Source organism: Sphingobacterium hungaricum, from assembly GCF_015210005.1.
Taxonomy (GTDB): Bacteria; Bacteroidota; Bacteroidia; order Sphingobacteriales; family Sphingobacteriaceae; genus Sphingobacterium; species Sphingobacterium hungaricum.
Genome location: NZ_MU158698.1, coordinates 1,387,904 through 1,410,206, shown reverse-complemented (window position 1 = coordinate 1,410,206; position 22,303 = coordinate 1,387,904). Strand labels below are relative to the sequence as shown.

Sequence of the window (22,303 nt, the reverse complement as noted above, 5' to 3'; positions counted from 1 at the left end):
CTAATTTTTGAGGATTTTTTTAATACAAACAAATTCTTTCGATTAACTTGTATGGGTCTGAATCTTCGTAGTTTACCCCCTCGCCAAAATACTCACTTCTTGAGCGACTCTTCCAGCGATTTCAGTGTAATATTTTCCGACAGATTCTTCGCTGTCTAATACGATTGGAAAGCCATTATCGCCTGCATCGGCAACCGATTTGACCAATGGGATTTCTCCGAGGAATGGGAGCTGATTGGCTTCGGCCAAACGTTTTCCTCCATCTTTTCCGAAAATGTAATATTTGTTTTCTGGTAATTCTTCTGGAGTGAAATAGGCCATATTCTCTACAATTCCCAAAATAGGCACATTGATGCCTTCCATTTTGTACATCGCAATTCCTTTTATGGCGTCGTTCAATGCAACCTGTTGAGGTGTTGTCACAATAACAGCTCCCGAAATAGGGTAGGTCTGCGAGACTGTAATATGGATATCTCCAGTTCCAGGAGGCATATCGACGATTAAATAATCGAGTTCGCCCCAATCCGAATCATTGAATAGTTGTTTTATAGCGGTCGTTGCCATTGGCCCGCGCCAAGGAATAGGCTGGCTTGGGTCTGTGAAAAATCCGATGGACAGCAATTTCAATCCGAATTTTTCTATCGGAAGGATTTTCGTTTTTCCATCAGCTGTTTGTGTGGATTGTGGTTTGGCATTTTCTAAGCCAAACATAATCGGCAAAGAAGGGCCATAGATATCTGCATCCAATAGACCAGTTTTCGCACCCAGATCGGCCAATGCCAATGCTAAGTTTGACGCAACAGTAGATTTTCCGACACCGCCTTTTCCAGAGGAAACCAAAATGATGTTTTTGATTCCTTTTAATTGATGCGACTCCGTACTGATTACTCGAGACGTCATGTTGATATCGACTTGAATATTCTTATCAACAAATAGCGCAATCGCATTCCGGCAGGCATGTTCGATATGCGCCTTTAGCGGACAGGCAGGCGTGGTCAATACCACATCAAATTTTATTTTGTTGGGTAATATTTCAATATTTTCAATCATGTGCAAAGTGACCAGATCTTTCTTTAAATCAGGCTCTTCCACATGGCTTAAGGCGTGTAAAATGTTTTCTTTAGTAATCATGAAGCTGTAATTTACAGATTACAAAACTAATCCTTTTGCAAGATAATCTTGTCATGTAGGTGTTTTAATGTTTTTTATCCTATTTTTAGCCTGATAATTGTAGAAGATTAACAATTTTAATAGTATGCAGAAATTTACTTTCCCTAAAATTAATAAAAAGCAAAAGAAAATCATCTTTATTGTTTTGGGAGCTGTTTTATTGCTTTTTGGTGGGTTAACTGCATATGCATTATCAAAACGTGAAGCAATTCTCGATTCGGTTGTTAAGAAAGCACAGACAAAGCTAAAATCGGATTACGGGTTAGAATTTGCGATGGAGGATTATAGATTTGCAGGTTTGGCTACCGTTGCGTTCCATCATTTGACCTTAAAACCTGATTCGGCAGAACAGCTTGCTTACATTGAAGACCTGAAAGTTTCTGTTCGTCTATGGCCATTGATTTTTGGTGAAGTCAAGATAGGTTTGATCGATATGGCTGATGCAAAAGTGACTTTTGTCAAAACAGATTCCGTCTCAAATTATGATTTTTTATTTAAGAAAAAATCAGCTCAAGACAGTGCCAAAACCGAAGTAACCGAAAGAAATCTGGCCGAAACCGCAGATAAATTAATCAAACAGGTGTTCTTCAAAATTCCGAAGGACATGAAATTAAAAAATATTGAAGTCTCTTACCAAGATTCATCGACAACTCAGAAGGTGACATTGCCCGAAGGGGAGGTGGATAATGGGAAATATGATATCCTGGTTTTTTTAAATGATAATGAAGCAAAATGGAATTTCAAAGGCCATGTGAATCCTGACAAGCAAGAATTAAGTGTTGTTGTTTCATCAGAAGATAAAGGTGTTGAATTGCCTGTTTTAGGCAGAAAATATGGATTGCATGTTAGTTTTGATGAAGTCAGTTTTGACTTAGATGGGATAAATCGCGTAAATAAAAATAATTTGACGCTCTCAGGAAATTGGGAAGTTACCAACCTGGTCGTCAATCACTGGCGCTTATCGGATAAAGATATCATTCTGCCAAATGCATCTGGCGCTGGAGGACTGATTATCAGCAATAATGCCGTTGAAATTCAAGAAGGTACAAAAGTTACGGTAAAAGATTTTGAATTTAAGCCCTTTGTAAAATACATCCATAGTCCTAAAAAGTCGCTCGCACTTGCGGTACACACAGGAAAATTTGAAACGCAAAAGTTTTTCGATGCTATTCCGTCAGGATTATTTGAATCAATCGAAGGAGTTCAGGTTGCTGGAGACACACAATTCGATTTGGATTTTGAAGTTGCTTTCGATAACCCGGACAGCCTTAAATTTACTGCTTCCGTCGACGATAAGAACTTAAAAGTGACAAAATGGGGGAATGCAAATATTTCTGCCTTAAACCAGCCTTTCGTATACAAAGCGTATGAAGACACGCTTTTGGTACGGGAAATTATCGTAGGTCCTCAAAATCCGAATTTCAGAACCCTAAATCAGGTTGCTCCGATTTTGAAGAAAACCGTTTTAAATACGGAAGATCCATTTTTTTATGAGCACAATGGATTTGAGGAAGAAGCATTCAAATTGTCGCTCGTCACCAACATCAAAGAAAAGAAATTCAAGCGCGGAGCAAGTACCATTTCGATGCAACTCGTTAAAAATCTATTTCTTAACCGGAATAAAACTATTATGCGAAAGCTCGAAGAAATCCTTATCGTTTGGTTGATGGAATCTTCGCATGAAGTTAGCAAGGACCGACTTTTCGAAATATACCTGAATGTAATCGAGTGGGGAAAAAATGTGTATGGAATCAATGAGGCATCCAACTATTATTTTGGTAAAACAGCTTCAGATTTAAATCTTGGAGAAAGTTTGTACCTCTCTAGCATTATTCCGCGTCCAAAAACGGGACTGTCTTCTTTCGATTATACGGGGCATTTAAAACCTTGGGTGCAACGTCATTTCAATACCTACGGCTATATTTTGAATAAGCGAGGGCAATTGGCTGGCGAGGCTGTTCCGGAAGCTTACGGTTTCTACGGTGTGCAGCTTCAGGAAAATTTAAGACCACCAAGACCGAAAGGAATTGTCGATTCTACGGATATGTTGCAAGAATGGGAATTGGAAGATATGATCAAAGAAATCGATCAGGAAGAAAACAGGAAAAAATCGTTGATTGAAAGACTATTGGGCACCAAAAATAAATCAGAAGAATAAGGCATGGGAAATATACGAATAGATGATTTAGAGTTTGAATTGCTGATTGATCATGATCAAATCCAGAAACGAATACGCTTAATAGGCATTGATATCAATGTCAAGTACGAGCATAAGAATCCGGTTTTTGTTGGCGTTCTGAACGGATGTTTCATGTTTATGAGCGATTTGATGAAACAAATCCATATTCCTAGCGAACTTTCTTTTGTTAAATTGGCTTCTTACAAAGGCCTAGAAAATGAAGAAGTCACAGAATTAATCGGTATCAATACGGATTTAACAGGCAGGCATGTCGTTATTGTCGAAGACATTGTGGATACTGGAAATTCGTTAAAACATACGATGGATGTGCTGGAGAGACACCATGTTGCTAGCGTTTCAGTTTGTACCATGTTGCTCAAGCCAGACAAGGTTCAATATGAATTTGACAACATCATGTATGTCGGATTTGAAATCGACAATGACTTTGTTGTAGGCTTTGGACTCGATTATAATGGGCAATGCCGGAATTTGCCAGACCTATATAAACAAGTAGAATCTGACTAATTCCTAAAATCGCAAGAAATCGTATGGTCGTTTACCATACCAACTGCTTGCATGTACGCGTAACAAATGGTACTGCCAAAAAACTTTATACCTCGTTTTTTTAAATCTTTGGAAATCGCATCAGATTGAGCGCTCGTAGCTGGGATTTGTCCATGTGAAGAATAGGATATTGCCAATGGTTTATTTTCGGGCATAAATGAATATAAGTAGGCATAAAAACTGCCGAATTCTTTTTGAATGTCCATGAATATCTTTGCATTGCTCACTGCGCTGGTAATTTTTCCGCGATGGCGGATAACTCCCGCATCCAATAGGATACTTTCAATAGTTTCGTCTGAAAAGTTGGCTACTTTTTCAACATCGAAATCTGCAAATAGCCTTTTGTAGTGCTCTCTTCGTCTTAATATGGTGATCCAGCTTAATCCAGCCTGCGCGGCTTCAAGAATAAGAAATTCAAATAAAGTTTTTTCATCAGAGGTATGTTTCCCCCATTCTTCATCATGATATTTGGTGTATAATTCGTCTGTTCCGCACCATACACATCTTGTTAAACTTTCTTTTGTCATCGTCCGCTTGCTTTAGCTCAATATTTTTATTATACCTTTGTAGACATTAAAATCTATACATGCAAAGGAAGGTATTTTTATTTTTTTTCTCACTTTTATTTGTGAATCTCCTGTCCTTTTCTAGTTATGCACAGACTGATTTGAATCTGGATGAACAATCACTTGTGGATAGTTCTTCAGTTGCTGACAGTGTAGTAGACGTCCGGTCCCTAATTTATAACGAATATGTTTTTCCTGATCCAAATAGGCAGTCTCAATTCGTCGAAGATTTAAAAGAAAAGCTGATTGTCAAGAATGGGGATTTTATCGGATGGATGAAACTGCATGATGAATTGATGTTGAAAAAGTTTGGTGAAACTGAATTTTCAGCGGAGAAATTCCATCGGCCAATTTGGGTATTCGCAGTCGTGTTGGGGTTGTTTTTAGCCTTAGCCATCGTAAAAATATTTTTTCCTGTAGATTTTTCGATTATCACGGAGGCTTTTTACAAAGACCGCCTTTTGATTCAGGTCAGCAAAGAGGATAACATGGCGACTTCTTGGTCATATATTATTTTGTACATCATTTTTAGTGCGGCGTTGGCACTTTTTATTTTAATAACCGAATCAGGGTTCAACAATTCTATCTTTCTGAATCCGATTAACTACATCAAAATTGCTGGAATTGTCGGTTTGCTATTTATTTTAAAAATATTAATTATCCGATTTGTAGCATTTGTCTTCTTGATTAACAGAATTGTTCGAGAGTATATTGCGGTGTTGTATTTAATCTATTTTAACAGTCTGTTAATTTTAATGCCGTTTCTGTTAATTGTTACATTGGTACCTCAAACCTACTTTAAGTTTCTGTTAATTTTATTTTCAGTAATTGTTATTATTTTATTCATATATAGGTTTGTACGGACGGCATTTAATTTTATTGGAAATAGTAAATTTTCTGTTTTTTATTTATTTCTCTATCTTTGTAGTCTCGAAGTCGCACCGATATTAATTTTAGTGAAGACACTAAGCAATTAAGTAAGAGAAATATATGCAGATTGATGTAGAAAGAGCAAAGAAAGTTAAGAGTATTTTAGTGACTTTGCCAAAGCCTGATAATGAAAAATCACCTTATTTTCTTTTAGCAGAAAAGTATAATCTAAAACTAGATTTTAGAGGCTTTATTCATGTTGAAGGAGTTCCAGCGAAAGATGTTCGGAAGGATAAAGTGAATTTTGCAGAGTATACTGCAGTTATTTTTACGAGCAAAAATGCTGTTGACCATTTTTTCAGGGTATGTGAAGAAATGCGATTCGAAGTATCTGTTGATATGAAGTATTTCTGCATTTCCGAAGCCATTGCCTTGTATCTTCAAAAATACATTCAATACAGAAAAAGAAAAATATTCTTCGGAAAACAAACAGCAAAGGATTTGGAAGATGTGCTTAAGAAGCATAGCAAAGAGAAATTTTTGTTTCCTTGTTCAGATGTTGCCAATGAAGATACTCAGAAATGGCTACAAGAAAATGGTTATGATTTCACTCCTGCCGTATTGTTTAAGACCGTTATTTCGGACATTACCGATTTAAAAAACGTTTTTTACGACATCATCGTCTTCTTCAGCCCTTCAAGCGTGCAGTCGCTGTATGATAATTTTCCGGATTTTATTCAGAATGATACACGAATTGCAGGTTTCGGAGCAACTACACAGCAAGCGTTGCTGGATCATGGACTCTTGCTGGACATTCCGGCACCTACTCCGCAAGCGCCAAGCATGACGATGGCAGTTGAACAGTACATCAAACAGGTCAATAAATAGAAAAGAATAAGAATATTAAAAAAAGCAGTATTACATTTAATGCTGCTTTTTTTGGATTCAAAATTTGATAATTAATCGTTAAGTTTTGTTAAATTACTGAAATATGATTATTAAATTTGGTTTTTTTATAAGCCCTATGAAAATAGTTAGCTTAATTAATTAAGTTTTCAGCTTATTAATTTTAAGTTTTATTTAAGAAAAAAACTATCTTGCAATGATATTTGCATGAAATTAAGATATACTTCTACTATAATGAATATAGAACGTTATAAATATTTGCTTGGAATGCTTTTGGTCTCCGCAATTTTAGCCACAAGTTGTAAAGGTCCAGGCAATACCGGGGAGCTCGTTGGCGCAAGATTAAATAAGCTTAAATCCAATAAAACACCTTTTGGAATGGTTTTAATTCCGGGAGGAACTTTTATTATGGGCCAATCGGATGAAGACATTACGTTCTCACAAACTGCTCAAAACCGTCAAGTGACTATAGCTCCATTTTATATGGATGATACAGAGATATCAAATAGTGAATACCGTCAATTTGTAAATTGGGTAAGAGATTCAATTTTAATTTACAATTTTTTAAATGACCCAAGTTATTTCGTTGATATGGGCAACGGCGAACGCCATATCGACTGGAAAAAAGTGAATAGGGATTCTCCTTGGGAATCAAATGTTGCGACAGTAAAAGACCGCTTGAACAGCATGTACTATCAAGGTGAGGATCGTATTTTTGGTAAGAATGAACTTGATGTTCGTTTATTGAAGTATCATTTCGAATGGTATGATTTGCGCTCCGCAATCAGTGCTAAAAACGATCCGACAAAAACACGCTCCGATTTTATTTTACGCGATACGATGTTAATTTATCCCGATACGACTGTTTGGTTATCGGATTTTAGCTATGCACAAAACGAGCCAATGGTTGAAGGATATTTCTCTCATCCATCTTTTGATGAATATCCTGTTGTAGGTGTCACATGGCGTCAGGCTCAGGCTTTCAACACTTGGAGAACGCGGTTGTTCAACAATGCGGCTCCTGGAAATAAACAACAAGAACGCGTTCCGTATCAATTGCCTTCTGAGGCAGAATGGGAATATGCTGCCCGTGGTGGGAAAGTTGGAATGCAATATCCATGGGGCGGGCCGACTGCACGTAATGCAAGAGGATGCCTGATGGCCAATTTCAAACCCGGTCGTGGTAATTACATGGATGATGGTGCGGCGTATACAGCTCCCGTTTATTCTTATTGGCCAAATGATTTTGGATTGTACAACATGGCTGGAAACGTTGCTGAATGGACGCAGTCAAGTTACAATGAGTCGGCTTATTCATTTGTTCACGATATGAATCCAACGTATACCTATCATTCAAAACCAGGCGATCACGAAGCTTTAAAACGTAAAGTTGTTCGTGGCGGATCATGGAAAGATGTCGGTTATTTCCTTCAGAACTCGACAAGACAATACGAATACCAAGATACCTCGAAATCCTATATAGGTTTCAGATCGGTAACAAGGTACGTTGGAGTGGCTAATTAACATTAACAATTATTATAAAATAGATTACAAAATGGCAAAGAAAAGAAAATTCGCTTTTAGTATTAACACCCTGATCAACTGGGGTGCATCAGTCGTTATTATCGGGTTGATGTTTAAGATTTTACATTTTAAAGGTGGAGAATGGATGATTGGAATTGGTTTGGCTGTTGAGGCTTTGCTATTTTTTGTAATGGGTTTTGTTCAATCCGAACCAGAACCAGATTGGACTCGTGTGTATCCTGAATTGGACGAAGAGTTTTCTGGCGAATTGCCTCCTAGAGGTGCTCAGATATCAAAAACTACAAATGTAGCGATTGGTAACACGGCGGCTTTGGATCAATTGTTACAAAACGCGAAAATCGATGAAAATTTAATTGGTAATCTAGGCGATGGTTTAAGAACTTTTGGCGACAAGGTTGCTTCCATTTCAAAAGTTGCTGACACAGCAGTTGCGACTAATCATTTTGCAGACAAATTGAACGAAGCATCAACTGGTGCATCCCATTTAAGTTCTGCCTTTGAAAGAGCAGCGTCTGATTTACAGGCATTCAATGAATCTTCTGCCGATATGCAACAGTTCAAAGACCAAGTGAGCACATTCAATAAAAACTTAACCTCATTAAATGCCATTTACGGGAACATGCTAACTGCAATGAATCCTGGTAATCGCGCATAACGTAGTTTATAATTAAGAAAAAGAAATTACTTTATGGCAGGGAAAAAAGAAACTCCGAGACAGCGGATGATAGGCATTTTATATTTGGTGTTGCTAGGTTTAGTGGCGCTGAATGTAAGTGATTCCATCTTGGATGCATTTAAGAATTTGAGTAATAGTTTGAACACATCCACTCAAAATACACAAGCGGGTATCGACAATATGTTTCTTGCATTCAGAGAGACAAAATTGAAAGAAAATCCTGAGCGTGCACAGCCTATTTTAGATAAGGCTACACAGGCACAGGCGTTGATTACAAAATTAACAGCTCAAGTTAAACAATACAGTGATTTATTAGTACAAGAAGGCGGTGGTTTGAACGAAGAAACCGGCGATGTTGATTTTAGATCAAGCACTGATATCGCGTACCGATTGATGATTAATCAAGGTCGCGGAAAAGAATTAAAAAACCAGATTAACGCTACCCGTGCAGAATTAGAAAAATTGACGAATAATGAAGTTAGTTTTTCGCTTTCAGCAGAAGATCCTGAACCAAGAGGAGGGATTAAAAAATCGTGGGAGGATGTGAATTTCGGTGACGGTATTCCTTTGACGGCAGCAATTACTGCGTTAGATAAAATCAATGCAGATGCTAAAAATGCAGAATCGGCAGTTGTGAAACATATTTTTGGCAAAATGGATCAAGCTGTTGTTAATTTAGACCGCTTTGCCGCAGTTGCGGTTGCACCAACATCCTATTTGATTCAAGGTCAGCCATACACAGCAAAAGTGTTTTTAACAGCGTATGATTCCAAATCCAATCCTCAGATCAGTGTAGGCGGAAGCGCGTTGCAGGTTACAGAAGGACAAGGTTTGTATACAGTGAATACGGGAACTGAGGGAACGTTCACTTGGAAAGGTTTGATTAACGTACAGCAAACAGATGGAACTGTGAAAACCTATGAAACGGAGCCGATGACTTACCAAGTTGCTCGTCCGTCAGCGGTTGTTTCACCTGATGCAATGAATGTGTTGTATATTGGTGTGAATAACCCGATATCGGTTTCTGCACCAGGCATTGCCAAAGAGAACTTAATTGTATCTGGTTCTGGTGTTTCGATCTCTGGTTCTGGTGGAAAATATAGTGCGAAAGTTTCTGCAACTGGCGAAGCTACAATCAATGTTTCTGCTAAAATCGGTGACAAAACAACGAATTTAGGAAGTACGAAATTTAGAATTAAACGCATTCCAAAACCGACGGCTCGTATCGGCGGTAAAACGGGAGGCCGTATTTCTGCTGCGCAGTTAAGAGGTCAAAATGTTGTTTCAGCTGCGCTGGATAATTTTGAGTTCGATGCTAAATTCAGCATTACTAAATTTAACATGTATATCGCTAAACCTAGAGTTGATCCAATCGGACCTTACCAAGCTTCAGGTCAATCATTCTCAGGTCAGATGAAAACTGGTCTTGCGGGTGTTACTGCTGGTTCGGTGGTTATGATTTACGATATAGTAGGTGTTGGTCCTGACGGAGTAGCACAAAACTTGGATCCGATAACGTTCCAGGTAACGAATTAATAAGAATAATAGAGGGTGTTATGAAAAAGTTGCTTCTATCTTTTGCTGTTGGGATTTTCTGTTTGCATGCAAGTGCACAGCAAGAAAATCTATCGAACAGCACAAAGCCTATTCAGCCGGAGGAACCTCCTGTTGACGGCTATGTGGTAAAAACAGACATTGAAAATCGTAAGGTCGTTCCTTACGCGGCGATAAGACAGACGGATATTGCTTTTAGCAAGCGTGTGTGGAGAGAAATGGATTTACGCGAAAAGATGAACCGCGCTTTTGCATCCCCTAAATCAAGTCTGATAACTGTTATCCTAGATGCGATCATGGCTGGCGAATTGACGGCTTATGATCCAACGCCAACAAAGGATGATCCGAACGGAGATGCTTTCAAAACGGTTTTGCCTCCAGATCAAGTGATGGCTCGTTTTGGCGGTGATAGTGTATTAGTTGAACAATTTAACGAGAATAACGAAGTTGTTTCTTCTTCTTATGAATCAAGAGATTTTGACCCTACAATGGTGGTTAAATTCAGGATTAAAGAAGACTGGATTTTCGATAAGCAACGTTCTGTTTTTGAACCAAGAATTATCGGAATTGCGCCTTTAATTACACCACAGATTCCAGGGATGGATTCTGGTGTGGGCTTAGCGAATGCTGGAGCTGTGGAAGGCACTGCTGGTGTGAACCCTTTTGACCCGTTCGCGGTTCCACCTCCTGTTGAAGAAACTGCAACGGCTACAGCAGAGGCGGATAACGTTCCAGTACCAACTTTTGATACCGCATTTGTTCCACAAGTTGATGCTGCGCCAGCATTCTGGATTTATTTTCCAGAAGCTAGACACGTTTTTGTGAACAAGGAAGTTGTGAATCGCCACAGTGATGCTACTGGATTGAGTTATGATGATGTTTTTATCAAACGCTTATTTACGAGTTACATTGTGAAACAATCAAATCCTGAGGATATGCGTATCAAGGATTATATCAATGATGATTTGGATAAATTATACGAATCTGAACGAATCAAGAAAACATTAATGGACTACGAACAAGATTTATGGTCGTATTAATGAATATGAACAAAACAACAGACTTCTTTTAGTCTAGGTATTTCTACGTAATTGTCTGTGGAATTTCATAATTCCTAAAACACTTGTTTTTATATTTTCATGTGTGGCATTATGTAGAAATATTTTTTTTTAAGTTTGTATTAATCGAATTAAAAAATTTGGCTGTGAAATTAGAACCGATTGATAGTATATCAGGAATTACAGCAGAGGACTTCAAAAAGAATTATCTTAAAAAAAGTCAACCTGTAATCATAAAAGATTTTGTAAGTAAGGATAGCGCATGCTGGTCTAAATGGAGTTATGACTATTTCAAAGAGATTGCTGGCAACGAGCGCATTGATGTGTATGGACGCGAGCAAGATTCTCAAGACCGTGCGGCGAGCGCGCCAGTTGCTAAAATGACCTTGGCTGAATACTTAGATTTAATCCAGAAGGAACCGACTGAATTGCGGTTATTTCTTTTCAATTTAATGAAAATCCGTCCTGAATTAAAGAAGGATGTGATTTATAATGATGTTACCGGAGGCAAAGTATTGCAATGGTTGCCGTATATGTTTTTTGGTGGAGAAGGTTCGGCGACACGTAATCACTTCGACATTGACATGTCTCACGTGTTTATTTCTCAATTTCAAGGTTCGAAACGTATTTGGTTATTTCCAAATAGTGAATCTGATTTGCTGTATAAATTACCGTATAATTTTCATGGAATTGCCAATCCAAAATTAAGTTCGGTTGAAGAATTTCCGGCTTTGAAATATCTGCACGGTTACGAGGCCATTATCAACCCTGGCGATACGTTATACATGCCAGCTGGCTGGTGGCACTATATTCAATATGAAACGGAAGGATACTCGATATCGGTCCGTGCATTGCCTTCATCACTGAGCGAAAAAATCAAAGGGGCTCGAAACCTTTTTGTAACTCGTTATTTTGATGACACCATGAGAAAGCTTTTTAAAGAAAAATGGTTCGAATACAAAATTGACATGGCGAAAAAACGTGCTGAAAAGGCACTTAAGAAATACCAGTAAGGAATTCAAAATTCAAAAGTAAAAATTCAAAAAAGGCGATGTCTGTTTCTTCAGAAATCGCCTTTTTATTTTTCACCAGATTCTAAAATCTAATTTACCATTAGCGTTTTATATGGCGAATAGCTATAATTCCCATCTTCTGTACTGACGTAAAAAGGAATTGCTGGGTCAAATAATTCTTTTAATTTTAGTTTTAATTCTTGTTGGAAAATCTCTTTCTCCTCGGTTAACAATTCTCCCGATAACTCGAGGCTACTGACCTTCGATTTCCCGCCCTCTAATTCAATTCGTCTTCTAGTTCTGAATAAAGAACCTTCTTTCGTCATTTTTCGAATAATGTATAAATGGGGTTCAACGTTTTTTATTCTTGTTGCTTGTTCAAAAACATAGGTGTAAAATAAGGTCTGAATCAATGCCTTGTTCAATTTCTTCCCATTGGTTTCAAAAGCATCTTCTAGCGTCGCATAAGTCAAATCATCCGAACCTGTTTTGTAATCTACAATTCTAATCGCGTCCTGCAATTCGTCTACGCGGTCAATACGGCCTTCTAAAGTGATGAATTGCGTTTTTCCATGACTGTCTTCAAAAGGAAAAGAAGTCGTTAACACAGCTTCTAAATCCTTTACCCGAAAAGGTGTCGTGCCTTTGTCTTGCTTTAAAATAACATGAATGTATTCTTTGACTATTGCCATAATGACTTTTTGCATGCCTGAATACTGAATTGGCTTGGTTTCGTTAGGATAAAATTCTTTTCTGAAATTATCTTGGATTAGAAAGTCAACTTTGGCTTCCTGTTGCTCAATTCGCTCTCTGGTAATCGGCTGGTCGTCTGCCATGAGTTCGCGATAAAAATCCTCCAAACTATTATGCAGAATTGTACCTAGTCGATTCGCTTCAACAACTTCAGTGATTTCTTCCGCTTCTTCGACTTTGGCAATGTATCGGTAGAAAAAATCGATTGGATTCGCAATGTATGTAGTCAAGGCAGTTGCTGACAATTTTCTTTTACCCGTTAAATAGTCATTCAGCTTCGCTAAAATTTCAGGAGTTTTTGGGATAGAAACTTCCGAATGGGATTCCAATTGCAGATTAATTTCTTGCGAAGCAAAAGAAAATTGCAAGGCACTTTCATAAATCAATTGTTTTAAGAAACGCGATGGTTCGCCCGAATTCCGTTCGTCAGTAATGTTGTTGTACACGAAGCTCATTTTTTCAGCTCGCTGAATCAAGCGGTAAAAAATATAAGCCGAAATGGCATCTTGGTTCTCAATAACCGGCAAGCCATACACGCGACGGATGCTGTCGGGGATAAAACTATTTGCGGTCGATGATTTTGGCAATACACCGTCATTCATCCCTAAAAAGACCACATGCTTGAAATTCAAGTTTCTTGTTTCCAATAAACCCAAAACTTGCAAACCGTTCATTGGGTCACCGGATAAAGGAACAGAAACGGCTTCGAACGATTTTTGGATTAATGTACTAACGAACGAAAAATTAAATGGCTTTTTGGTTTCATTTCCATAGCTAATCAATGTGTCTTGCAGGCGATTCATTTCCTGAAGTGCTTTGTCAAATAATTCGGCGTCAATCTTCTTTAACGATTTGCTTCGCAATTGTTCATGAAGAACAAATTCAAACAGATTCGATAAGCCCCTCACCAAGAAGTTTGGATTTTTTTCGACAGCGAAAAATACTTCGAAAATCCCTTTTTGTCTCAGCAATCGGTCTAGCGGAACTTGAAATAACTGTTCTTGAACAAATATGGAGCGAATAGAAGAACGCTTTTGTTCAGTCAAATTAACTAGAGGATGCGTGATAAATAATTCGACAAGATGATGTGGAACCATGTATTCTTCATCGCCTTTGGTTTTGTTAATTCTTTTTTGATAGGTTAACCACAAATCTGCCAAGCCGAATAAGCTTGACGTTTGATAATTAAATCCCATACTGATATTGACAGGAATTTGTTTGTCAGCAAGCGTTGTTGGAATGGTCTGCAAGGTAGAGAACAGCAAATTTTCGTCAGCCAATACAATGACTGTGTCGCCGTAAGTTTCGCTGTTTGCAATCTGCTGATAATCTTCTTCGAGAATTTCGTTTAAAATTTTCGATTGCGTTTGCTGGCCTTGAACCTGAAAAACCGTCGCTTCCGCATGGTTGTCTTTTAAGAAAATACGCTGATTATCCAGTTCATTTTTCAGCTGATACAAATCGATGTTCCTTCTCAAAAAGAGCCCCGCTTCTTGCAAAGGGTCGTTCAGATAATAAGCATCCGTATCGAAATAGAACATCGCCCGCTCTTCCAGTTGCCAGCGCTTAAACAAGATTGCTTCGGATTGGCTCAACGCATTGAATCCGACAAAAACTATTTTTTTATAAGTGGATAGAAATGCAGGATTGTCCTCTTTTTTGTCGGCCAAAAGGCGATACAAAAGCGCATTGCTACTCAGCCCTTGCGCTTTTAATCCGGCATGAAAGCGATGATACAATAAAGGCATTCTTCGCCACATGCGAATGAAATTTTCTTGCTGTTTTTTATGCTTCCCTTCGCTGTAAGATTTCCAGAATTTTGTTAGAAAAGCATGCTGTTCTTCGGTCAGAAAATCAAATTGCTGGTCTAATTCGGCAATATCTTCCAACTCTTTGAACAGCCTATCGACTTCAATATGGTCTAAATCCAACTGTGCGAAATCGCTTAACAAAGTTTGCGCAATCGGAAAAAAAGTGTCCATTTCAATTTTATCGAGACCTTCTTTCTTTAGTAAATCATTGTAACTGGTATACAATGTGAAAAATTGCGTATAAAAATCAGCAACATTTAAGTTGCTCGAAGTCGCAATAAATTCTTGTATCGTAAAAAATGTAGGGCTCCAGAAGGGTTTTTGATAGATTTGCGCGAGCTCTTTTGCTAAATATTTTGCTGGCCGTTTATTGTTGAAAATAATTGCGCAATCTTGTAAATCGGCACCCAATTTCTGAATTAAATCTTCCGCTACTTCTCCTAAAAATGTCTTCATGTCTTTTAATTTACGGCGATTAATTTCTCTTGAATAGCATAAAATAAATAGCCTTCAACATGTTCGTAACCCATATTTCTTAATAATTCCACATACTGGATAATCTGTTCTCGATGCGCTTCTTTCTGTTCGAAGGTGAACTTATAATCCAATACAATGATTTTATGTTGAAGCAAAGCGATTTTATCTGGACGATACACATCGCCATGTTCATCAACGATGCTACGTTCAGTAAAACTTGTGGTGCTTTCCGACAACAAAGCATTCAGCTGAGGATGCCGAAAAACATGCAAGACTTTTTCGCGATAGCTTTCAGTTTCATCTTTGCTGATTATGCCTTGCAAAACAAGTTTCTGTAAATAGTCCAACAGTTCTTTTTCATTGTTGGTATTTGCTAAGATATCATGTAGAATACTGCCATCTTTTGAGGCATGATTTTCATTTAGAAAATGTTTAATATTCCGCTCTTCGGTTTGCGTAAATACTTCTGAAATCCGAAATGAGGTTGGATATTCATCAAATGAAACAGTATTTGTCGTAGTGTCCTTTGGCATTAAAGGTATTGGATTGTTAATGATTATCTCATTTTCTTCATTCCATTGCCCCGCAAAATGATGTTCAAACACATCGCTCATGTCAGAAAATTTATGCTCTTTTTTCGACTTAAATCCTAAAAACAAATAGAATTTAGCACGCGTCGTTGCGACATACAGCATATTCAATGCATCAATGTGATTGTGCAAGGATTCCTCAAAATAAGACGTTGCAACGGCAGATTTTCCTAAATCACTGCTGTATTTGAGCGGAATGCTTCTTAAATCTGCATACACGGTGTTTTCCGTGTTCACCCAAAAAATGTTTCCTTTTTTATCCAGATTTAAATTGCAAAATGGAACAAGTACGGCTTCAAAAGCCAAACCTTTTGATTTATGAACGGTCATGACTTGAACCGCATTGACAGCCGAGGATGAAGGAAGCGTTTTGCGATAGCCTTCTTCTTCCCACCAATTCAGGAAGCTTAAAATTCCTTTTTCGCCTTGCAAAGTCGCGTTGCTAATGATGTCGCGAAAGGCCAATAAATAGGCAAAACTTGTTGTTAATTTGTCCAAACCATAGGCCTTAATCAAATGCTCAATCAATTCTGGCAAGGGCAATTGCATCCAATTCAGGTAATTGATGCATAAATCTTCCGGCAAGAACGCCGTCAGTTCAGAAAACGGCTTTGTTTTTAAGTCCAGGAACGCATTCGGACTCAGCGTTTTTTTATGAATGCTGTGATACAAATGAATGCTATTGGCTTTGTAAAGCGAGGTATTTTCTTGATAACCGACCAAGGCGTACAAGGTATTTATCAATAAATCGATGGCAGAGTTGCTCGCAATCAATAAGGCTTCGCCAGAAATAACTGGAATTTCAGCTTCCATCAATGCATTGACAACTTCTTTTGCTTCTGAATTTTTTCGAACTAAAACCGCAATATTTCCGTAGGAATAATTCAGCTCCTGAATTAAATAGTTGATTTCTTGAATCGAATATGCCAAAGCAAGCTCTTTGAAAATGGCGTCTGAGAAAAGGCGGTCGTCATCTTCCGGTTTGTCAAATTTCTTTAGCTTGACCGTACCACCGGTTTTCGTTCGCTTATGCGTATTTTGCTTCGCTTGCGCGTAAATATGATTGACAATTTGGTCATACTGCTGGCTCTTCCACCAATCTTCAATCGGCTTGCTGTTCAACTCCTCAATCCGTGAATTCAGCTCCTGCTGAATGATTTTCGGGAAGCTTGAAAACAGCTCATTGTTAAATGCAATAATCTCTGTAGAACTTCGGTAGTTTTCTTCCAGATTATCATCCAGGATATTGAAATCACCCAAATCAATTTTCGCTTGGGATTCCAAAATCCGCCAATCCCCATTCCGCCAGCGATAAATGGATTGTTTGGTGTCGCCGACAATCAATTGGTCTATCTGATTCTCTGATGGCGAAGCCACCGCATTTTGAACGAGCGATTTGAAGCTTTTCCATTGGGAAACCGAAGTATCCTGAAATTCATCGAACAGAAAGTTTTTGTATCGGTTGCCCATTTTCTCCCAAATAAAAGAAGGGTTATCGCCCGCATCTTCGGTGATTCCAGTCAGCAAATTCTGCGCATCGCTTGTCAGCAACGTACCATTTTCATCGCGATAGGACTTTAACAAAAGCGCAACCTCTTGCATTAATCGCAAGTAATAAATGTTTTTCTGAAAATGGCTATTTAAAATATAATGAGGTTCTAAAGACTTAAATGTCTCAACTAAATCCTTTAATAAGGGGTTCAATGTGTAATAAGAATCCGTGTTAGCTTTTTTCTGAAACCAAATTTCTGGATTATCCACGAAATTTTGCAATTTGTCAATCAGGTCATATTGGCCTTGAAGAATGTTGTTGGCTTTCGCCAATGGATTTCTGGATTTGCCAGCCAAATCATCTGTTGTCAACCCAGCCTGTTCATAGGCTTGGATAAATGCTTGTGCCTTGGCATGGATGACATCTTCAAAATTTTGTTTGAATTCTTTTCCGTCCTTGCTATATTTTGAAAAGATTTTATCAATGTTCTCAAAACCCAAAGCGTAAAGCGCATCGCTGAAATCGGTAAATTTCTCTTTGAAAATTTCGGATATCAAATTGATTAATTCGGTTTTGTAATTCCAGCTCTGTTCGTTTTCGATGCGCTCTTTAGCCAAATCGATAATCCATTCAACGAGCTCAGGTTTGCTGTCCAATTCTTTATCTAAGCGTTCAACCAGGTTGTTCTTCACCTTATCCAAATTCATTTCTAAGGTATAGCTCGAATCCAATCCCAGTTCGAAAGCAAATCCTCGAATCACTTTCTGAACAAAGCCATCAATCGTGCTGACCGAAAAACGTGTGTAATCATGAAGAATTCGGCGATAGATTTTATCTGCTTTCTCTTGCAAGGATTGAGGCGTCAGCGATGGGTTCGCCTTTAAGATTAAAGCCCTGTAGCTTTCAATTCCATCAGAAGCATCTTCTTTCGCCAAGCCTTCCAATACTTCTAAAATCCGGGTTTTCATTTCCTCGGTCGCTTTATTCGTAAAAGTTACGGCAAGGATTTCACGGTATTTGAATTCATTTTCAAATAACAGCGAAAGATAATGTACGGTCAAACTGAATGTTTTTCCTGAACCAGCCGAAGCTTTTAGGATTTTAACGGGCTTCATGAAATGAAAATTAAAAAGTAAAAATTCAAAAACCAGCGAGGTTTTTATTTTCCTTAGAAAGATAGAGTTAATTAAGTAAAAATTAAAAAGTAAAAATTCAAAAATTAACAGATGGCTAGTTTTGAAGAAACAATGCGTTGAAAGTTTCAACTACAAATTTTGGATGTTCATAGTTTTTGGTTAAATTAAATTTGAAAAACAAAAAATTATTTTACATAAAGACATTTTGAAATGGTCAAGGCAAAACAAATTAATGTAAATAATCTTCCAATATCAATTTTAGACATAAATGAGGACGACTATTTTTGTTTAACACATATGACTAAAAATCAACAAGAGGGAAGCAAAATTATTGAGAAATGGTTAACGAATAAGAATACAATTGAATTTTTAGGTGTTTGGGAGCAGTTAAATAATCCAAATTTTAATTCCCACGAATTCGGGGGAATTATGTCTGAGGCAGGTACGAATAGGTTTTATTTATCTGTTAAACAGTGGGTTGAGAGAACGAAAGCTATGGGCATAACTGCGAGGACAGGAAAATACGGTGGTACTTATGCGCACAAAGATATTGCATTTAATTTTGGACTTTATATAAGCCCTCTCTTTAATCTTTTGCTGATTAAGGAATTCCAACGTTTAAAGGAGATTGAAAATAATCAATATGGTTTGGAATGGAACGTAAAGAGAATTCTAAGTAAAGCTAATTATCACATTCAAACTGATGCGATTAATAATTATATAATTCCGACTTTAAATTATTCCCAAAAAAAGGAATGGATATATGCAGACGAAGCAGATTTGTTGAATATTGTATTATTTGGATGTACTGCGAAACAGTGGAGAGATGCTAACCCTGAGAGGAGTCTTAATGGAGAAAATATTAGAGATATAGCAAGCATAAATGAGTTAACAATATTGTCAAATATTGAAAGCTTAAATTCTACATTAATAAAAAATAATGTCGATAAAAAAAATAGATTCAAAATTCTATTAGAAACTGTTCAAGAACAAAGAAGGACATTAGATAATATAGATTTCATTAAATCAATGAAATAGATGTCACCTGATATATACATTGAAAATAAAAAGAAGAAGTGAAGTGCAATTTTTTGTGGGTTGAATTAATGCAGTTTAAATTTTACCAACTAATTTGAGCGAAATATTAAAAGGAAAGCGAAACATTTCTCCAAAATTAGCAGTACGGTTAGAGAGGGTTTTAGGGATTGATGCGGAATATTGGCTGAACCTTCAGCTTTCTTGGGATTTGCAAAATGCAAGACAGCTGGAGTTATCGACCTAACATTTCTCCAAAAATCTGAAATGGTGCGACTTCCATGTTTTTTACTTTTTAATTTTGAATTTTTATTTCTTATCTTTGCGTCCCCTCTTACACGAAGTTCGGGGGATATGTTGAATACATAACAAAATAAAAAAACATGGCAACTAAAATCAGATTGCAAAGACATGGTAAAAAAGGAAAACCTTTCTATCATGTAGTCGTAGCAGACGCACGTGCTCCACGTGATGGTAAATTTATTGACCGTATTGGGTCTTACAACCCAAATACAAATCCAGCGACTATCGTTTTAGATTTCGAAAAAGCTTTGGATTGGGTTAACAAAGGTGCTCAACCTACTGACACAGCTCGCGCTATCCTTTCTTACAAAGGTGTTTTATACAAAAAACACTTGCAAGGCGGTGTGAAAAAAGGTGCTTTTGATGAAGCGAAAGCTGAAGAATTATTCGCTGACTGGACTTCGGCTAACGAAGCTAGAATCGATGGTAAAAAAGGCAACTTAAGCACAGCAAAAGAAGAAGCTCGTAAAACAGCTTTAGCAGCTGAAGCTAAGAAAAAAGAAGACAGAGCTGCAGCGATTGCTGCTAAAAACGCTCCTGTAGCAGAAGAAGTTGTTGCTGAAGAAGAAGCTGTTGAAGCTCCTGAAGTAGCAGAAACTACTGAAAACACTGAAGAAACTGAAGGTTAATCTTTCATAAAGTATTCATAAAAGCCGATTCTACGTAGAATCGGCTTTTTTTACTTTAGCAGTTTTTTGATTTTTAATTTTTACTTTGAAAAATGACACTAGAACAAACTTTTTATATCGGATACATCACAAAAACTAGAGGCCTCAAAGGGGAGCTTCAATTGTTTTTTGAATTTGAAGATTATTTGGACCTTGAATTTGATATCTTATTTTTAGAAATCAATAAAAAGTTGGTTCCGTTTTTTGTAGACAGCATCAAAGTACAGCAAAATAGCACCGCCTATCTAAATCTGGAAGATGTAGACCACATCGACAAAGCGCAACCATTGCTTCGCAAGAAAGTTTATTTGTCCTTAGATAAAATGCCAGAACGTCATCCGGATGATTTTCGCTGGACGGATTTGGTTGGATTTCTTGTTATCGATGAAGAACACGGCGAGCTGGGTGATATTACCAATGTGCAAGAATTGCCTCAACAGACCATGGCTACTGTCGATTTTGATGGAAAAGAGCTGATGTTTCCATTGAATGAAGATTTAATTCTGGGCATCGACGCCAAAGAAAAAATTATTGAAGTCGACTTGCCAGAAGGATTAGTTGATTTGTACTTGGAGTAATTCAAAATTAAAAAGGTAAAAGTAAAAAATACTTTCTTGCGCAATACATAGCCGAGCAAATGGATAATTTAATTTTTGTTATTTTATCATTTCGACGATTAATAATGGTCGGAAATCAAATTTCGATAATTCAGTTCGCCTAACTATATATGCATCATCTGGGTTTTTTAATTTTTAATTTTTAATTTTTAATTTGAAAACACTAATTTAGCATCGCTTATAGAGAAAGGTAGAGGGAATAGACCCGTTGAAGCCTTAGCAACCTGACACTTGGTCAAGGTGCTACATTCTACTCCAATTAATGGAGAAACATAAGTTAAAGAACGCAATCCTGCGCTTTCTTTGTAAGCCTCAAAAATTCGAACATGAAGATTGTTGACCATATAAAAAATGCAAAAGGAAAAACGTTGTTTTCTTTTGAACTGTTACCACCTGCGAAAGGGCAAGGAATCCAAAGTATTTTTAAAACTATGGATGAATTAATGGAATTCAATCCGCCTTTTATCGATGTGACTTACCATCGTGAAGATTATTTATACAAACAGCATTCTTCTGGCTTACTGGAGCGCGTATCGTATCGCAAGCGCCCAGGAACTGTGGCAATCTGTGCGGCCATCATGAATAAATACAAAGTGGACGCAGTTCCGCATTTAATCTGTGGTGGTTTTACGAAAGAAGAAACTGAAAATGCCTTAATCGATTTAAACTTTTTAGGAATCGACAATGTGTTGGTGCTTCGTGGCGACGCTCGAAAAGGCGATGCCGATTTTATTCCAACTCCTGGCGGACATGAGTACGCGACCGATTTATTGGAGCAGGTAACCAACATGAACAAAGGGCAATATTTGCACGAAGATATTGAAAGCTCCTGGAAGACAGATTTTTGTATAGGCGTAGCAGGTTATCCCGAAAAGCATTTTGAATCGCCGAATTTCAATACAGATTTTAAATATTTAAGAAGAAAAGTCGAAATGGGCGCTGAATTTATTGTTACTCAGATGTTTTTCAATGTGGAGAAATACAAAGAGTTCGTGACCAAATGCCGTGAAAATGATATTCATGTTCCGATTATTCCCGGTCTGAAACCTTTGACAACAAAAAAACAACTGATTGCTCTTCCGAAAATATTTCACTTGGATATTCCTGAAGAACTTTCGGATGCGGTTTCGGATTGTAAAAACAATGCCGAAGTACGCCAAGTCGGAGAAGAATGGCTGGTTCAGCAATGTAAAGAGTTAATCGATTTTGGGGCTCCGGTTTTGCATTTTTATACCATGAGCAATCCAGGCCCAACAAAGAATATTGTTTCTAAATTGGTGTAATAAATCTGTTAAACTTTGTTAATCTGACCATTCTATA

18 protein-coding genes and 1 riboswitch are annotated in these 22,303 nt (G+C 37.5%); of the genes, 14 read left to right on the top strand and 4 right to left on the bottom strand.

What is annotated here, in order from left to right; translation table 11 throughout:
• Positions 1 to 72: 72 nt before the first annotated feature.
• Positions 73 to 1,131, bottom strand: a complete 1,059-nt coding sequence (locus C4F49_RS09400) for an Mrp/NBP35 family ATP-binding protein (RefSeq protein WP_196935607.1) — start codon at positions 1,129 to 1,131, stop codon at positions 73 to 75.
• A gap of 124 nt (positions 1,132 to 1,255) precedes the next feature.
• Here C4F49_RS09400 and C4F49_RS09395 point away from each other — a divergent pair, with 124 nt between their 5' ends.
• Together C4F49_RS09395 and hpt are read left to right on the top strand one after the other, a co-directional pair.
• Positions 1,256 to 3,328, top strand: coding sequence for a transglycosylase domain-containing protein (locus tag C4F49_RS09395; RefSeq protein WP_196935606.1), 2,073 nt, complete (start codon positions 1,256 to 1,258; stop codon positions 3,326 to 3,328).
• A 3-nt stretch (positions 3,329 to 3,331) separates the two neighbouring features.
• Positions 3,332 to 3,874: a hypoxanthine phosphoribosyltransferase gene (hpt, locus tag C4F49_RS09390; RefSeq protein ID WP_196935605.1), complete on the top strand. Its 543-nt coding sequence runs from the start codon at positions 3,332 to 3,334 to the stop codon at positions 3,872 to 3,874.
• Here hpt and C4F49_RS09385 read toward each other — a convergent pair.
• Positions 3,871 to 4,440 carry a DNA-3-methyladenine glycosylase I gene (locus C4F49_RS09385; RefSeq protein WP_196935604.1) on the bottom strand — a complete coding sequence of 190 codons (570 nt, stop codon included), beginning with the start codon at positions 4,438 to 4,440 and terminating at the stop codon, positions 3,871 to 3,873. The genes hpt and C4F49_RS09385 overlap by 4 nt on opposite strands.
• A gap of 59 nt (positions 4,441 to 4,499) precedes the next feature.
• On the opposite strand from C4F49_RS09385, the gene C4F49_RS09380 reads away from it, so the two are divergent.
• The 7 genes from C4F49_RS09380 to C4F49_RS09350 all read left to right on the top strand — a co-directional run bounded on the left by C4F49_RS09380 (position 4,500) and on the right by C4F49_RS09350 (position 12,101).
• The gene (locus C4F49_RS09380) at positions 4,500 to 5,456 is read left to right on the top strand and encodes a DUF4271 domain-containing protein (protein ID WP_196935603.1); all 957 of its coding nucleotides are present in this window, start codon (positions 4,500 to 4,502) and stop codon (positions 5,454 to 5,456) included.
• A gap of 13 nt (positions 5,457 to 5,469) precedes the next feature.
• The gene (locus C4F49_RS09375; protein WP_196935602.1) at positions 5,470 to 6,237 is read left to right on the top strand and encodes a uroporphyrinogen-III synthase; all 768 of its coding nucleotides are present in this window, start codon (positions 5,470 to 5,472) and stop codon (positions 6,235 to 6,237) included.
• A 252-nt stretch (positions 6,238 to 6,489) separates the two neighbouring features.
• On the top strand, positions 6,490 to 7,779 hold the full coding sequence (gene porK / locus C4F49_RS09370) for a T9SS ring complex lipoprotein PorK/GldK (protein ID WP_196935601.1): 1,290 nt from the start codon (positions 6,490 to 6,492) through the stop codon (positions 7,777 to 7,779).
• 31 nt (positions 7,780 to 7,810) lie between these two features.
• The gene (gene porL, locus C4F49_RS09365; RefSeq protein ID WP_196935600.1) at positions 7,811 to 8,455 is read left to right on the top strand and encodes a type IX secretion system motor protein PorL/GldL; all 645 of its coding nucleotides are present in this window, start codon (positions 7,811 to 7,813) and stop codon (positions 8,453 to 8,455) included.
• Positions 8,456 to 8,488: 33 nt separating this feature from the next.
• Entirely contained in the window at positions 8,489 to 10,012 is a 1,524-nt protein-coding gene (porM, locus tag C4F49_RS09360) for a type IX secretion system motor protein PorM/GldM (RefSeq protein ID WP_196935599.1), read from the top strand.
• Between the two features lie 20 nt (positions 10,013 to 10,032).
• On the top strand, positions 10,033 to 11,070 hold the full coding sequence (gene porN, locus C4F49_RS09355; protein WP_196935598.1) for a type IX secretion system ring subunit PorN/GldN: 1,038 nt from the start codon (positions 10,033 to 10,035) through the stop codon (positions 11,068 to 11,070).
• Positions 11,071 to 11,234: 164 nt separating this feature from the next.
• On the top strand, positions 11,235 to 12,101 hold the full coding sequence (locus C4F49_RS09350) for a cupin-like domain-containing protein (protein WP_196935597.1): 867 nt from the start codon (positions 11,235 to 11,237) through the stop codon (positions 12,099 to 12,101).
• Between the two features lie 89 nt (positions 12,102 to 12,190).
• Here the strand turns inward: C4F49_RS09350 and C4F49_RS09345 are convergent, their stop codons facing one another.
• Positions 12,191 to 15,121, bottom strand: a complete 2,931-nt coding sequence (locus C4F49_RS09345; protein ID WP_196935596.1) for a PD-(D/E)XK nuclease family protein — start codon at positions 15,119 to 15,121, stop codon at positions 12,191 to 12,193.
• 5 nt (positions 15,122 to 15,126) lie between these two features.
• Positions 15,127 to 18,339: a UvrD-helicase domain-containing protein gene (locus C4F49_RS09340; protein WP_196935595.1), complete on the bottom strand. Its 3,213-nt coding sequence runs from the start codon at positions 18,337 to 18,339 to the stop codon at positions 15,127 to 15,129.
• Between the two features lie 231 nt (positions 18,340 to 18,570).
• On the opposite strand from C4F49_RS09340, the gene C4F49_RS09335 reads away from it, so the two are divergent.
• From C4F49_RS09335 to metF, 5 genes are all read left to right on the top strand, one after another.
• Positions 18,571 to 19,398 (top strand): KilA-N domain-containing protein, encoded by an 828-nt coding sequence (locus C4F49_RS09335; RefSeq protein ID WP_196935594.1) that lies wholly within the window; start codon positions 18,571 to 18,573, stop codon positions 19,396 to 19,398.
• A gap of 94 nt (positions 19,399 to 19,492) precedes the next feature.
• Positions 19,493 to 19,642, top strand: a complete 150-nt coding sequence (locus tag C4F49_RS09330; RefSeq protein WP_196935593.1) for a HigA family addiction module antitoxin — start codon at positions 19,493 to 19,495, stop codon at positions 19,640 to 19,642.
• A gap of 136 nt (positions 19,643 to 19,778) precedes the next feature.
• A complete protein-coding gene (locus C4F49_RS09325) occupies positions 19,779 to 20,327 on the top strand; it encodes a 30S ribosomal protein S16 (protein ID WP_196935592.1) in 549 nt (182 codons plus the stop codon).
• Positions 20,328 to 20,419: 92 nt separating this feature from the next.
• Positions 20,420 to 20,944: a ribosome maturation factor RimM gene (gene rimM, locus C4F49_RS09320; protein WP_196935591.1), complete on the top strand. Its 525-nt coding sequence runs from the start codon at positions 20,420 to 20,422 to the stop codon at positions 20,942 to 20,944.
• 214 nt (positions 20,945 to 21,158) lie between these two features.
• Positions 21,159 to 21,262, top strand: a riboswitch (SAM riboswitch).
• A gap of 47 nt (positions 21,263 to 21,309) precedes the next feature.
• On the top strand, positions 21,310 to 22,266 hold the full coding sequence (gene metF / locus C4F49_RS09315; protein ID WP_196935590.1) for a methylenetetrahydrofolate reductase [NAD(P)H]: 957 nt from the start codon (positions 21,310 to 21,312) through the stop codon (positions 22,264 to 22,266).
• The last annotated feature ends 37 nt before the right edge of the window (positions 22,267 to 22,303 follow it).

What these genes read in the sequence shown, in the direction of transcription:
- C4F49_RS09400 (WP_196935607.1), bottom strand. Translation starts at nt 1,131, where the DNA reads ATGATTACTAAAGAAAACATTTTACACGCCTTAAGCCATGTGGAAGAG.
- C4F49_RS09395 (WP_196935606.1), top strand. Translation starts at nt 1,256, where the DNA reads ATGCAGAAATTTACTTTCCCTAAAATTAATAAAAAGCAAAAGAAAATC.
- hpt (WP_196935605.1), top strand. Translation starts at nt 3,332, where the DNA reads ATGGGAAATATACGAATAGATGATTTAGAGTTTGAATTGCTGATTGAT.
- C4F49_RS09385 (WP_196935604.1), bottom strand. Translation starts at nt 4,440, where the DNA reads ATGACAAAAGAAAGTTTAACAAGATGTGTATGGTGCGGAACAGACGAA.
- C4F49_RS09380 (WP_196935603.1), top strand. Translation starts at nt 4,500, where the DNA reads ATGCAAAGGAAGGTATTTTTATTTTTTTTCTCACTTTTATTTGTGAAT.
- C4F49_RS09375 (WP_196935602.1), top strand. Translation starts at nt 5,470, where the DNA reads ATGCAGATTGATGTAGAAAGAGCAAAGAAAGTTAAGAGTATTTTAGTG.
- porK (WP_196935601.1), top strand. Translation starts at nt 6,490, where the DNA reads ATGAATATAGAACGTTATAAATATTTGCTTGGAATGCTTTTGGTCTCC.
- porL (WP_196935600.1), top strand. Translation starts at nt 7,811, where the DNA reads ATGGCAAAGAAAAGAAAATTCGCTTTTAGTATTAACACCCTGATCAAC.
- porM (WP_196935599.1), top strand. Translation starts at nt 8,489, where the DNA reads ATGGCAGGGAAAAAAGAAACTCCGAGACAGCGGATGATAGGCATTTTA.
- porN (WP_196935598.1), top strand. Translation starts at nt 10,033, where the DNA reads ATGAAAAAGTTGCTTCTATCTTTTGCTGTTGGGATTTTCTGTTTGCAT.
- C4F49_RS09345 (WP_196935596.1), bottom strand. Translation starts at nt 15,121, where the DNA reads ATGAAGACATTTTTAGGAGAAGTAGCGGAAGATTTAATTCAGAAATTG.
- C4F49_RS09340 (WP_196935595.1), bottom strand. Translation starts at nt 18,339, where the DNA reads ATGAAGCCCGTTAAAATCCTAAAAGCTTCGGCTGGTTCAGGAAAAACA.
- C4F49_RS09335 (WP_196935594.1), top strand. Translation starts at nt 18,571, where the DNA reads ATGGTCAAGGCAAAACAAATTAATGTAAATAATCTTCCAATATCAATT.
- C4F49_RS09325 (WP_196935592.1), top strand. Translation starts at nt 19,779, where the DNA reads ATGGCAACTAAAATCAGATTGCAAAGACATGGTAAAAAAGGAAAACCT.
- rimM (WP_196935591.1), top strand. Translation starts at nt 20,420, where the DNA reads ATGACACTAGAACAAACTTTTTATATCGGATACATCACAAAAACTAGA.
- metF (WP_196935590.1), top strand. Translation starts at nt 21,310, where the DNA reads ATGAAGATTGTTGACCATATAAAAAATGCAAAAGGAAAAACGTTGTTT.